This window comes from Pseudorhodoplanes sp. (genome assembly GCF_035565855.1).
Classification (GTDB): Bacteria; Pseudomonadota; Alphaproteobacteria; order Rhizobiales; family Xanthobacteraceae; genus Pseudorhodoplanes.
Genome location: NZ_DATMRX010000153.1, coordinates 1 through 13741 on the forward strand (window position 1 = coordinate 1; position 13741 = coordinate 13741).

Here is a 13741-nt window from a genome sequence, read left to right on the forward strand (position 1 = left end):
AAGCCGAGCCGCCGCGCCATGAATACGAGCGGCATTCCGTCCGGGACCGCCAGCCCCGCCCGGTTGTGAATCTCGCGAAGCTGCCGGTCGTGCCGGCTTTCGATCACGCCATGCGCGCCGGTGACGCAGACGTAGTTGTGCGAGCGCGTCATCAGCCAGCGATCGATCGTGGCGGCAGCACGGTCCAAAGTCGTCGCACTAATTCCTACGCCAAGAACAAATGCGCGATCGGCGGATTCCGTGCTGCGTTCAGCGGTTTCACCGTTGAGCGACATGACTTCACTCGCCTCTGGGAAGGATTCGAGTTTCATCGAAACGTTGGATTATGAGCAACTTTGCGCTCAGCAAACAATACAGCATTGGTTGTAATAACCATCCACCATCAGGCGATGAAGTGTGAAATGCCTGTAGTGATATCGATTTGCGCTTCCGATCATACTCGCGCGTTGATGTTTTTTATTTGATCGCTCCCGCGAAATCGCTTCGGTTCCATGATCCGTGTGAATGTTCCATGAAAAGACAGTATTCATAGCTGGGCATTTATTCGTTGTTTGGACGATTTTCCGTATCGGGCGCTCTGTTCAACTCGGACCTACCTCGAAAGGCTTGCCTCGCGTCGAGGCGGAACAATTGACGGCGCCGGTTTCGCCCACAACCGAGCTACCTCCTTTCGACACCGTTCTCCTCCCGATTTTCATTTCGGCGACGTCGGGCTCATCTCGTAGCCTCGAAGCGTCCGGAGCCGAGCCGGCCCCGCACATGAACCGAGGACGCTGCATGACTTTCGCTGCCGGCCGACGACCGTTGTTCCATCACGCGGTCGCACTATTGGCGTTGGCTGTTATCGCTACGGGCAACGCAGCCGCGGGCATTGCCGCCGAGGCCGGAGGATCGGGCGGCTATCGTATTGCGCCCGGTGACCGCATTGCCGTCAGCGTTTTCGGTCAGCCGGAACTGTCCGGCGAGGCCGTTGTCGATCAGGACGGCAATCTGCGTCTGCCCATCGTCGGAAGCGTCGCGGCGAACGCGCTCACGCCCGCTGAGCTCGAGGCGCGGATCGCGGCCGCCCTGACCAGGGGCTACGTTCGCAATCCGGCGGTCAGCATCCGCATCACGGATTTTCGCCCCGTCTATGTGTTGGGGCTGGTGCGTATTCCGGGATCATATCCCTATCGCCAAGGCCTGTCGGCATTGGGCGCGATTGCGCTCGCCGGGGGCATCGGCGCTCCCGAGGATCGTCGCGGCGCGCTCGTGACCGAATTGCTGCAGGCCGAGGAGCGCGTTCGCCAACTTGAGATCAGCCGCGCTGCTCTTACCATTCGTCGTGCGCGGCTTGTGGCCGAGCAGAACGAGGACGACACGCCGGCCTTTCCCGACCTGTCCGGTTCCGTTGACCCCGAACGGCTGGCGCAATTCGTCGAGGCTGAGCGCCGCGCGTTCGCGACCGAGCGACAGGCGCAGCGCCAGGAGGCCGAGGCCTTGGCGAGCCAAATCCCCAAGCTCGAGGCCGAGATCGTTTCGGTCAAGCTGCAGCAGAAGCTGGAGCAGAAGCAGCGCGATCTGAATCACGAAATGGTGGCGCAGTATGAAAGCATGATGGGCAGCGGATTGGTGCGCAAGCCGAATTACATCGAGGTCAAGCGCGAGGAAGCGCGCCTTGACGGGAATATCGAGCGGCTGCGGTCGGAGGCGTTGCGTGCGGAATACACCATAGGAGACTTGAAATTCCGTATCGGCGAATTGCGCAACAACTATCGCCGCCGCGCCACCACCGCGCTGCAGGAGGTCGATCGCTCTCTGCTCGAATTGAGCGTCTCGATTCCGTCGGCCTATCGTATTCGCGTTGCACGCTCGTCTCAGATCGGTTCGGTTTCCGCACAGCAGGACGTGAATCGGCCGGCGATCGCCGTGGTCCGCGGCAAAACCAATCTTTCGGTCGCGTTCGATGCCGCCGGCGATTTTCCTCTGCAGCCTGGCGACATTGTCCGGGTTGGCGATCCGCTGCCGTCCGTGGCCGATGCGGGAAGCGATGCGTTGGAGAATCCTCGCAAGGATGCACGGGCAGCCGCGGCGCCGCGCGCACCTACACCCGCAGCCGATAGTGTTCGCCCGAAGCTGACATCCAATTGAACGAGGTTCCGCCCAAGTCGGAGAGAGGCAATCATGACCACGGTCAGACCAGTGATCTTGTGCGGCGGCGCCGGCGCGCGACTGTGGCCTGCCTCGCGCGATACGATGCCCAAGCAGTTCGCGGCTCTGTTGGGCGAGCGCTCGACCTTTCAGGATACGGTGTTGCGCGCTGGAATCTGCGGGTTCGGCCAGCCGCTGATCGTCACCAATCATGCCCATCGCTTCCTGGCCGAACGGCAGCTCGCCGATCTGTCGATCGCGGCCGATATCCTGATCGAACCGTCCCGCCGTGACTCCGGTCCCGCGATTGCCGCGGCATGTCTTGCCTTGACCCGCTCGGATCCCGATGCACTGGCCCTGGTGCTGGCATCGGATCATGTGGTGTGCGACCCGCAAGGCTTTCGCCGTGCCATCGCCGGTGGCATCGCCGCGGCACAGGCAGGCCGGCTTGTTACCTTCGGCGTCGTGCCGACGCGCGCGGAAACCGGCTATGGATATATCGAGCCGGGCGAGATCATCACCGGCGCCGCCGCCGCAGTGGTTCGCTTCGCCGAAAAGCCCTCCGCCGAGAAGGCTGCGGCCTATGTCGCCGCCGGCCTTCTTTGGAATTCCGGCAACTTCCTGTTCCGCGCCGATGCGCTGCTCGACGAATATCGCCGCTTCGATCCGGACACGGTGACCGCGCTTGAGGCTGCGCTGGACGGTTGCACCGCAAGTGGCGGCGCCGTGCTGATGGGGCCGGAATACGGGCGGGCGACGGCCCAATCGATCGACTATGCGGTGATGGAAAAGACGGACCGCGCCGCGGTCGTGCCGTTTTCGTGCGGCTGGTCGGACGTCGGCTCGTGGGATGCGCTCTGGGGCCTCGGCACCAAGGATGCCGACGGCAACGTGACCAAGGGCACCGTGGAATTGCTCGACAGCCAGGGTTGTTACGTGATGACGACCGGGCCGCTGGTGTCGCTGGTCGATCTTGAAGGCGTCGTGGTGGTCGCGACCGATGATGCGGTTCTTGTCGCCGACCGCCGCAGATCGGGCGAAGTGAAACAACTCGTTGAGCAGTTGCGCCGCCACGGCCGCAGCCAGGCGGACGTGCATTCGCGCGTGCATCGGCCGTGGGGATGGTATCGCGTTCTCGATGGCGGCAACGGCTTCCAGGTCAAGCGGATCGTGGTGCATCCGGGCGGACGGTTATCGTTGCAGAAGCATCGGTATCGCGCGGAGCATTGGGTTGTCGTCGCGGGCGAAGCGACGGTTACGGTCGATGACCGCCGCGACATCGTTCGCCCCAACGAGCATGTCCATATTCCGCTGGGCGCCGTCCATCGTTTGGAGAACTTCGGCTCGACATCGGTCGAATTGATCGAGGTGCAGAGCGGCTCTTACCTCGGCGAGGACGACATCGTGCGGCTCGAAGACGTCTACGACCGGGCCTAAGGCGCCAACGGGCTACCTCTCCGCGACGCTGTCGCCTACCGCGCGGATGGGCATCAATGGGATAGCCGGCGCAGCCGCCGGGATAGAGCCGAGCCGGCCAACTGGGCCGGATGGAAGCGAGCGGAGCAGGTGCATGCACGCGCCCCAACCACTGGATCGCCTGACCGAGGGGATCGGCGAGCGGCTTGGCAACGACTATGTCTCAAACCCGCGATTGCACAATGAGGAGGTGATCGTCGGCGCATTGCGGCTATTGTGGCACCGCCGCTGGACATTCATGCTGGTCGCGATCCTCGCCGCTGCGCTGGCGACGCTGTTCCTGCGCTTCGGTCCGCGGACTTATACCGCAGAGGCGGTCATCCGGTTCGACTTTGCCGCCGGCTCCTCGGCAAGCACGCCGCGATTCTCACTCGATGCCGCGGCGGTGGTCGATAGTGAGGCACGGATCGCCCGTTCGCGTATTGTGGCCGAGCATGTCGTCTCGCGAATGAAACTGTTTGACGACCCGGCATTTTCGTCGCCGCCGGGATTGTTGTCGCGAACGCTGGCGTTCCTTGACGGCCATCCTGCGAAGACAGCCAGCCAGACGGTTGCCGCGGAGGAGGGGCAGGACGATGCGTTCGCGCGCGCGGTCACGCGTCTAATGGGGATTTCTGTCGTCGATCACGACAGCAAATCGTATGTGATCGCCATCCGTGCGCGCTGGTCCGAGCCGCAGATGGCGGCACGCCTGGCAAACACGCTGGCCCAGGAATACCTGCGCGAGCGCCATATCCAGAGCCTGGTGGCCACACGCGCGCGGCTGAGCGCGGAACTCACGCAGATCGGGTTGCGGCTCGGCGACAAGTTTCCCACCTATCTCGCGGCCAGCACGCAACTGGAAGAGATCGGGCGGACCATTGAAGAGGCGAACCGACCGACCACGCCCATTCGCTCCGTTGCACTGGGCGATTTCACCGCCGATATCGCCATTCCGGCGCAGGGATCGCCGGCCACGGTCACGCCGAATCCGAAGTCGGTCTATGTGTTGGCGTTGATCGGTGCGCTCGTGCTGGCATCGGCATTCATGCTGCTGCGGCAACGTTACGATACGCGGCTGACGAACGAGTGGACCGTCGCCAATCGACTTGGCGTGCGCTGCTTCGGCATCCTGCCGGACGGCGCCAACTGGCGCGCCAGCGCGCGCGCCGTGCTGTACGAGGCGGCGCGCTCGATCGCCCTCAACGCGGGCCTTGAGATCAAGGAGCCGGGCTGCCGGGTGGTGGTGTTGACATCGAGCCTGCCCGATGAAGGCAAGACGTTGTTGGCGACGACGCTGGCAGGGGTGCTGGCCGAAAACGGCCAGCGCGTTCTGCTGATCGACGCGACCCCGCAGACACAGCCGCATCGGCTTGTGCGCCGCTCCAGCTCGCCGCCTGCCGCCGACTCAAAATCTGACCTCAAAGTGGGCGATGACGCGCCGACCGCAACCAACGGCGGAAAGGCGCAGCCCTTCCAGCTCGTCGTGTTACGCGACCGCCAGCGCACGCTGATCGGCGGCGAAGGGTTTGCCGAGTACATGGCCGCGGCCCGCAAGCGTCATGACATCGTCATTATCAAGGCGCCGCCGGTTCTGATGCTGTCGGAAACCATGCATCTCGCCCGCTATGCCGATCTCATGATGCTGCTGGTGCACTGGCGCAAGACGCCTGCACGGACTGCCGCACAGGCGCTTCGCCGCCTGCATGAGGCAGGTACGCCGGCATCGGGCGTTGTGCTTGCCAACGTGCGCCTGCGGCGGCACGCCGACGCGATTGTGCACGATCAGAGCTACTACCTCGCGCGCTACGGCAGATTCTACGCTTCGCTCTCCTCGTAAGCCTCATCGCAGCGGACAGGGGGCACAGATAAGGACAGGGTATGTTCGGACGAGTCCATCTGTTCCGGGCGTCTTGGACCCTGATTGACCAGGGCGTGGTGAGCCTGGGCTCGTTCGCGGCGAATATCATGCTGGCGCGATTGCTGCCAAACGCCGACTACGGCGTTTTCGCGCTGATCTTCGCACTCCTTCTCTTGCTGCAGGTGTTCAACACCACGCTGATCTTCTATCCCTTCACCATCCGGGTCGCCGCGGCGGTGGGCGAGCGGATCGACATGATCTGGTCAAGCCTGTCCCTGCTGGTCGTCGCGCTGCTGCCGTTGATGGGGACGGTCAGCATCGGCCTCATGATCTTTGGCGAAGGGGATCTGATCCCCTCCGTGTTGACATGGTTTGCCTTGTGGCAGGTGCAGGAAACCCTGCGGCGCGTTCTCTTTGCGGAGTTCCGTCATCGCGCGGCGGTGATCGGGGATGCCGTGACTTATTTCGGTCAGGCCGCCGGCGTGCTGATTCTCGCACTCGGAGGGATGTTGACGCTGCCGGCAGCGTTCTTCGCGTTCGCCGCTGCGTCTGCGGTCGGGGCGTGTATTCAGTTCATCCAGGTCGGCGCGGCATATCGCCGGCCGGATGCGCTTGGCCGCACCGCGAAGGACTACTGGTCCATCGGGCGATGGTCGCTCGCCAGCAGCCTGGTGACGGCGCTGCGCTTCAATGCGCTGATCTGGATGGTTGGGCTCGTGGCCGGGCGATCTCATGTCGCGGACTTCCAGGCTGCGTTCAACGTGGTCAACGTGATCAACCCGGTCATGGTCGGCCTCTGCAATCTGATCCCACAGACTGCAGCGCATGCGTCGTCGGAGGGTGTCGGCACAGCCTGGCGCGCGGTTCGTCATTATGCGTCGCTGGGCTTCTTGCCGACCGCCGCCTATTACGCCTTCGTGATGGCGAGCCCGGCCACGATGTTGTGGCTGCTTTACGGTTCGGGTTCGCGATATCTGGAGGCCGCCGACATCGTGCAGATTCTCGGGGCGGCGTTGCTGTTCAATTACATTTCCGAGATGGCTTGCTCGTTCCTGCATGGCATCAATTCGCCGCGGACGGCGTTGAATATCAATCTCGTCGGCATGGGCATCATGGTCGTCGCCTTCTTTCCGCTGGCCGCAGCGTTCGGCCTGCCGGGCGCGGCGATAGCACTCGCGCTCGCGAATGGGATTCGACTGTTGTTTTCCTTCTTTACCCTCAAACGACTGGTGCTCGATGCCGATGCTCATCCAGCCTGAGACGGCGCCATCCTGCAAAGGGTGGCGCGATATTCGTCATCTCGTGGTCTGCGGCAGCCCCATTCGGCCGCATCAGTCGGCCGCCTATTTCGCGGCCCGCGCGCTGGTCGTCCGCGAAGCCTCGGCGGGAGACGATTCGCGGATTGTGCTCATCACGACGCGCTCGCGGGAGGCGATGCCGTTGCCGCTGGATATCGCGGTGGATGTGCTGCCGGTGTTTGCCAGCGCGGATTCGGGTCGAAGCTGGAGCATCGACCGCGCCATCTTCGCCTATCTGTTCGCTTCCGTGCGCCCCAATACCATCTTTCATATCCACGACAGCCGGCATCCCATCCTGATTCCGATCATGCAAGGCATCCGGGCGCTCGGTATCGTTTATCTCGGCGGGCGCTCATGACAGCGGCGGCGACCCTTGTGTATCGGCCGCGGCGGTCGGCGACCGATGTATTCGCCATGATGCTGGGCCTGTTGCTGGTCGGCTACGCATTTGTCGGCAAGGGTTTCGCCTATATCGGCGTTCCGCCGCTGTACGTCGGCGAGATCGTCCTGGTCTTCGGCTTGGTCACGCTGTTGTGCGGAGGCTGCATGGTGGCGGCAACGGCCTCGCTTGGCAGCGTCGCGGTGCTTGCCCTCATCGCTTGGATCACGGTCAGCGTCGTGCAGGGCGTGCCGCGCTACGGTGTCGATGCCGTGCGCGACGGCGTCGTCGCGCTTTACGGGCTTTATGCCATCGTGGTGGCGGCCGCATTGATCGAGCGGCCGTTTCTGATCGACGGCATCGTTCATCATTACCGGCGTTTTACCGCCGCTTATGTGATGGTGCCGCCCGTCGCAGCGGTGTTCATATCGCCGCTCGCGGCCCACATGCCGACGTGGCCGCGCCCGGACATCACGCTGGTGTCGCTGCGCGTTGGCGAGCTTGCCGCCCATATGGCCGGCGTGACGGCCTTTGTGCTCGCCGGCTTCTACAAGCCGGGCAAGCTGTGGGCGGTGATGCTCGTCGTCGGGGTCGCCATCATCTTTGCGCTGAGCCGCGGCGGCACGTTGGCTTTTGTCGTGCCGGCGATCCTGGCCGCGGTCCTCACACGCAACGGCCGGCTGGTCGCGGGCTTCCTCGGCCTGGTGCTTCTGATCGGAGGCGCGCTGGCCGTGGTCGGCTTGAGCGTGCGCATCGAGGGCGGACGAAACATCGACCTCGCACAGCTCGCCGCCAACATGACCAGCATCTTCGGCGATTCCACCACGGGCAATCTCGACGGGACGAAGGAATGGCGGTTGGAGTGGTGGAAATACATCATCAGCTACACCATTCACGGGGAGTATTTTTGGTTCGGCAAGGGGTTCGGCGCGAACCTCGCTGAGATCGACAACTTCATGGTCGGCCCCGGAACGCCGCCGCTGCGCAGCCCGCACAACGTCCACATGACCTTCTTGGCGCGTTCCGGCGTCAGCGGGCTCGCGCTGTGGCTGACGATGCTGGCGATATGGTTTGCGACGATGTTTCGGAACATGGTCGTGTCGCGGCGCGACGGCGAGGTCGGCTGGTCCGGGTTCTTCTTGTTCGTTGCTTGCTATGTGCTGGCCATCGTCGTCGATGCGACGTTCGATGTCGCCATCGAGGGGCCGATGGTCGGCATCTGGTTCTGGACGTTGATCGGCGTCGGCCTGGGCAGTTCGATGGTGTATTGGTCGAAGTATCCGAACCGTTCGATCCTGCGCCACCCTGTCGCGATGCGGGCTCTGGGGGTGGCGGCAGCGGTGTGGATCTTGTTGCCTCCGGAGTCGGCATTCGCGCAGTCGCCGGGCGGCGGCGTGCAATCTCATGCCCTGACCAGCAGCGAGGGCCCTTGTCTTGCCATCAAGGACAAGACCGACGTGACGATCGAGAATATGCGCATCGGTCCATGTGGCGGACACGGGATCGACGTCTTCGCCAGCCGCAATGTCGTCATTCGCAATGTCACGATCGAGGGCACCGGCGGCAGCGGCATTTTCATCCTCAATTCGGAGAATGTGACGATCGAGCGCAATACGATCGACGACAATATCACCAGCGTTTCGGTACAGGGCTCGCAGGCCGTGACCGTCCGCTGCAACCGTTTGCGCAATCCCCGCGGCCCGATTCCACGCGGGCAGTTTGTCCAGTTCGACAAGGTTTACGGAGCTGGAAACGTCATCAGTTGCAACACCGGCATCAACGAGCCGGGTCGAGGCCAACCGGAAGACGCGATCAGCATCTACAAATCGTCGGGAACGGCGCAATCGCCGATCCTCATCGAGCGCAACACCCTTGTCGGCGGCGGTCCGAGTCCGTCGGGGGGAGGCATCATGCTCGGCGATGCCGGAGGCTCGTATCTCGTTGCGCGCGATAACGTCCTGGAGGATCCGGGCCAGTACGGGATCGGTGTCGCCGGTGAGCACGATATCGAGGTCAGCGGAAACGTCGTTGTCGCTCGACGGCAGCCGTTCACCAATGTCGGCATCTCGGTGTGGCGGCAGGAGCCGCCCGAATGCCGCAATATCGTCGTGAAGAACAACCTGGTCCATTGGATCGCCGCGCGTGGCGCTCCCAATCCGTGGTGGAAGGGGCCGAAGTATTGCCAGCGGGTCGAGGGCGTGATCACCAACAATTTTGCCGCGACCGCGGACGAGATCGCCCGCCGCAAGGCCAGCGTTCATTGCGGATGCTGAAGCATCGTTCGCGTTGAAGGACTCACCTTATCCGCCGACGGCGATTGCATCCCGGCCGGGGCATGAGCCGCGCTATCGAGAACACTCCGCGCATGGAAGGGGTACTCCTCCAGCGGAGGCAGTACTGCGCAAGAGTGCGCTGTGTTGGCGCCGCACGACGCTATACACGTTCCTGTGAAAAAGCCCCAGAAGGCCGTAAAGCTCAACGACATTCAGTGGCTTCGCGCCGTTGCGGCGCTCGAGGTTGCCATTTGGCACAGCGACCTCATCACGAAGAATATCTCGCCCCTGTCGGTGTCGAACATCGAATGGTACCGCCCGCTCGGCGGCCTGGGTGTCGAAGTCTTCTTCATCGTCTCCGGCTACGTGATGTGCCTGCGCCTGCCGAGCTACAGGAGCGGTGCGCAGTTCATGTACGGGCGGATCGCCCGGTTGGCCCCGATGTACTGGGTCTTCACCAGCCTCGTCATCGTGGCCTATTTGCTGAATCCATCGTGGCGGCTGAACGAGCTGGAGCTCAATGCCGGTACGATCGTCCGTTCCTATCTGATGCTGCCGCAGCATCGCTATCCGATCCTCGGCGTGGGTTGGTCGCTCGAGATCGAAATGATCTTCTATGCCGCATTGGCGGTGGCGCTGTCGTTTGCCAGTGTAGCGATGAGGCGGCCGGGGAACGCCATCGTCTATCCGCTGGTTCTCGCGGGCACCGCCGGCCTTGTCCTGGGTACGGGCCCGGTTTCCCGCGTATGGGACTACCATCTCCTCAGCCCCTATTTGCTGCTGTTTGCGTTCGGTTGGGCCCTCTGCACGGTCGACCGATGGCAAACGCGGTCAGCCTGGGCGAAGACGCTCGCGATCGCGGCGTTTGTCTGGATTGTCGCCCTGGCGGTTGCCGATCCGCTGGACCGCTATCTGGTGCTGCGTATGGCGGTGGCGGGCGGCATCTTTCTGCTGGCGCGCGTGTTCCGACCCGTGTTCCAGCGCGATTGCGCCGTCAATCGTCTCGGCTCGGCCTTGGGCGACGCCTCCTACAGTCTCTATCTCTCGCACTGGTTTGTGCTGTCGGGCTTCGGCAAGGTCGCCGGCGCATTGATGTTCCCGGCGGCTCTCGACTGGGGGCTGCGGTTTGTCGGGATCGGCGCCGCCATCGTGTTTGCTTGGGCCTGCTTCCGCTACGCGGAAGCGCCGCTCGATCGGTTGCTGCGTCCGCGGGTTGGACGCTTGAGCGACCCGACGCCGATGCCACAGGCACAGCCGCAGGCGCGTTCGAGCTACTTCGTCGTTCCGCTTGAGGTGGGCGCCACGACTCCTAACGTGAGGCCCCCGATGCAACACGACTCGGAGGACGGCAAATGGCGATAGCGCGCAAGGAAACCATCAAGACATCCAAGACACCTATGCCGTGGGCGCTCGTGACGGGCGCGGGCGGCTTCATCGGCCACCACCTGGTTTCGTATCTCAAGGCGAACGGCTACCGCGTTCGCGGCGTGGACATCAAGCGGCCGGAATACGGCGAAAGCGATGCCGACGAGTTCCTGGTTCTCGACCTGCGCGAAGCGGCGAACTGCCTCGCCGCCACCAGTCGCATGAATGTCGTTTACCACCTGGCCGCCGATATGGGCGGCATCGGCTATATCACCGGCTCGCATGCCGAAATCTCTCGCAACAATTCGCTGATGAACATCCACATGCTGGATGCCGCACGGCAAGAGCGCGTGGATTCGTTCCTGTTCTCGTCGTCGGCCTGCGTCTATCGCCACGACCTGCAGACGTCGCCGGATGTCACGCCACTGCGTGAGGAGGATGCGTGGCCGGCCGAGCCGGAAGAGGGTTACGGTCTCGAAAAGCTCTATATGGAGAAACTCTGCCAGTACTACCGCGAGGATTATGGCCTCGCCACGCGCGTGGTGCGCTTCCACAATGTCTACGGCCCGCAGGGGACTTACGATGGCGGGCGCGAGAAGGCTCCGGCCGCGATGTGCCGCAAGGTGGCGCGGGCTTATAGCGGCGACCAGATCACGGTATGGGGCGACGGCAAGCAGACCCGTTCGTTCATGTATGTCGATGATTGCGTCGAAGGCATTTACCGCATCATGCAATCCGGCTTCGTCAGGCCGCTCAATCTCGGCACCGACGAGCTGGTCAGCGTGGACGAACTGGCCAAAATCGTAATCGATATATCCGGCAAGGCGCTGAATCTTACGCACGACCGGACCAAGCCTCAGGGCGTGCGCGGCCGCAACAGCGACAACACTCTGCTTCGCCGCGTGTTGCAGTGGGAGCCAAGCACGCCGCTGCGCAAGGGTCTGATACCGACCTACAGTTGGATCGCGTCCCAAGTGTCTCAGGAAAAGTCGCGCCAGCCGGACTTTGCCGGTGCGACAGCCGCTGTCGGGTAATCGGCCCGGCCATCGCTTTCAGCGTGTTGCGGATCGGTTCGCGATGTCCGATGCCCGACTGCACATCCCGGCCCTGCCGCCTCCGGGCAGGGCGCTCCCCCGGCCGGGCTCCCCGCGTGGCGGTGCGCGTGCGTCGGATGCAGCCAGGCGGCGCACCGTCGCCGCCTGGCTCTTTGCCGGCGATGTCGCTAGCGGGGCGGTGGCCACGACGGTAGTCGTCGCCGGTGCTGCTAAAACAATCGGGATTGCGGCTTGGCCGCAATCCAACATCGCAATCCTGCTGCTGTTGTTGATTGGAAGCTGCTGCGTCGCGGGTCTTTACCGCGATCGCGCCGCGGTCCGAAACCCGATCGAGCGGTTCCGGCTGCGGGCCAATGCCGCGCTTCTTTTCCTGTTTTCCGGCGCGTTGCTGTTTCTGCGCGAGAACCCGCTGCAGGCGGCGACGATCGTTCCTGCCTGCGCCGCGCTCGCGTTGGTACTCGGGGCATGGGCCGAGCATGCGGTGAGGGTACGTCTTGCCCGTCGTGGACTTTGGTGCGCGAAGGCGGCGATCCTTGGCGATGCCGCGGCCGCGAGTTCGTACGCGCATTGGCTTCGCTCGCATCCTGAATGGGGTCTTGAGCCCATTGGGATCATCGGTCCTGGCCGGCGGCCGGCGCACCGTGCCGCTCATAGTGTAGCCGCCGGCGACGACTCCGCGCTCCCCATGCTTGGGACGCTTGGCTCGCTTGGCGGGGCCCGGGCGACACTCGGTTTCGAGGTGCTGATCGCCCTCGATGCGCGCGCCCTGCCGGATGATCCGGCTGTGCTTTACCGGCTCGGAGTCGAGCGGATCCTTGTGATGACCAAGACGGGATTGTTCCCGACCTTCGGCGTGCAGGTTCGTCATTTTGACGGTTGTGTCGCGCTTGAAATGGGCGGTGCGGCGCCGGTTGCGAGCGCAGCGCTCAAGCGCGGCGTCGATCTGGCGGCGGCATTGCCGCTGGCGATGCTGTGCGCGCCGGTGATCGGCCTGTTGGCGCTGATCGTGAAGCTTGCGGATCCGGGGCCGGCGTTTTATCGGCAGCGCCGGGTCGGGCGCGGCGGCAAGGCGATCGGCGTGCTCAAGCTTCGCACCATGTATGGCGACGCCGAGCAGCGATTGCAGCAGGTGCTCGAGGCCGATCCGGACGCTCGCGCGCAATGGCAGCAGCATTTCAAGCTGCAGAACGATCCGCGCATCCTGCCCGGAATCGGTCGTTTCCTTCGGCGCACGAGCCTGGACGAATTGCCGCAAATCTGGAACGTCATCCGTGGCGACATGAGCTTGGTCGGGCCTCGGCCGTTTCCAGCCTATCATCTGGATGCCTTCGACGCGGAGTTTCGTGCGCTCCGCTTGAGCGTGCCGCCGGGGCTAACCGGATTCTGGCAGATTTCCAGCCGTAGCGATGGCGATTTGGCCGCCCAGCGCGCACAGGACAGCTTCTATATCCGCCATCATTCGCTTTGGTTCGATTTGTATGTGCTGGTGGCGACGCTGCCGGCGGTGATCCGCGGGCAGGGCGCTAAATAGGCCACCCCCGTGGCACGCCAGATAATTCAGCTAATCAAGATAAAAGCAGGCGAAGGCGATACCGCTCAATATTGTTGGATGGGGTGCCGGCGTCCGCTGGCGAGCCGCATGGCGTAGGAGCGGAGAGACGCGGGCATGCTGCGATAAAGGCGCTTCAGCGCCGGCCGGGCGCACCCCAGCGTGGCGGCGAGCAGCGAGCCTTTGATCGTCAATGGAACGAGATAATCGGACACGGCGATTTCGCCGGTGGACCACTCGCGCTTGTATTGGTGGGCCGGCGCGAGGAAGTCCAGCATGTGGATGTTGGAGGCGGCGCAGTGGTCCATGAATTGCCACGTCAACAGCCGCCCCGGTGCATGCTCGGCGAAGCGGGAATCGTAACTCTGCGTCAGCG

General features: G+C 63.6%; 11 protein-coding genes. 9 read left to right on the forward strand and 2 right to left on the reverse strand.

Features of this window, described 5'->3' with window-relative positions; genetic code table 11:
• Positions 1-311 (reverse strand): WecB/TagA/CpsF family glycosyltransferase (locus VN004_RS08395; RefSeq protein ID WP_414710250.1); only part of this gene is annotated, 311 nt, incomplete at its 3' end.
• A 466-nt stretch (positions 312-777) separates the two neighbouring features.
• Here VN004_RS08395 and VN004_RS08400 point away from each other — a divergent pair.
• From VN004_RS08400 to VN004_RS08440, 9 genes are all read left to right on the forward strand, one after another.
• Complete coding sequence (locus tag VN004_RS08400) at positions 778-2130, forward strand: polysaccharide biosynthesis/export family protein (RefSeq protein WP_325608885.1); 1353 nt, start codon at positions 778-780, stop codon at positions 2128-2130.
• 33 nt (positions 2131-2163) lie between these two features.
• Positions 2164-3567, forward strand: a complete 1404-nt coding sequence (locus VN004_RS08405) for a mannose-1-phosphate guanylyltransferase/mannose-6-phosphate isomerase (protein ID WP_325608887.1) — start codon at positions 2164-2166, stop codon at positions 3565-3567.
• A gap of 133 nt (positions 3568-3700) precedes the next feature.
• On the forward strand, positions 3701-5425 hold the full coding sequence (locus VN004_RS08410; RefSeq protein WP_325608903.1) for a Wzz/FepE/Etk N-terminal domain-containing protein: 1725 nt from the start codon (positions 3701-3703) through the stop codon (positions 5423-5425).
• A 41-nt stretch (positions 5426-5466) separates the two neighbouring features.
• Entirely contained in the window at positions 5467-6705 is a 1239-nt protein-coding gene (locus tag VN004_RS08415) for a lipopolysaccharide biosynthesis protein (RefSeq protein WP_325608889.1), read from the forward strand.
• Complete coding sequence (locus VN004_RS08420; protein ID WP_325608891.1) at positions 6683-7102, forward strand: hypothetical protein; 420 nt, start codon at positions 6683-6685, stop codon at positions 7100-7102. The genes VN004_RS08415 and VN004_RS08420 overlap by 23 nt, the downstream gene beginning before the upstream one ends.
• Positions 7099-9396, forward strand: a complete 2298-nt coding sequence (locus VN004_RS08425; RefSeq protein WP_325608893.1) for a right-handed parallel beta-helix repeat-containing protein — start codon at positions 7099-7101, stop codon at positions 9394-9396. The genes VN004_RS08420 and VN004_RS08425 overlap by 4 nt, the downstream gene beginning before the upstream one ends.
• Before the next feature lie 144 nt (positions 9397-9540).
• Positions 9541-10758 carry an acyltransferase gene (locus VN004_RS08430; protein WP_325608895.1) on the forward strand — a complete coding sequence of 406 codons (1218 nt, stop codon included), beginning with the start codon at positions 9541-9543 and terminating at the stop codon, positions 10756-10758.
• A complete protein-coding gene (locus VN004_RS08435) occupies positions 10749-11795 on the forward strand; it encodes an NAD-dependent epimerase/dehydratase family protein (protein WP_325608897.1) in 1047 nt (348 codons plus the stop codon). The genes VN004_RS08430 and VN004_RS08435 overlap by 10 nt, the downstream gene beginning before the upstream one ends.
• A 43-nt stretch (positions 11796-11838) precedes the next feature.
• The gene (locus tag VN004_RS08440) at positions 11839-13347 is read left to right on the forward strand and encodes an exopolysaccharide biosynthesis polyprenyl glycosylphosphotransferase (RefSeq protein ID WP_325608899.1); all 1509 of its coding nucleotides are present in this window, start codon (positions 11839-11841) and stop codon (positions 13345-13347) included.
• Between the two features lie 65 nt (positions 13348-13412).
• Here VN004_RS08440 and VN004_RS08445 read toward each other — a convergent pair.
• Positions 13413-13741 (reverse strand): GNAT family N-acetyltransferase (locus tag VN004_RS08445; protein WP_325608901.1); only part of this gene is annotated, 329 nt, incomplete at its 5' end.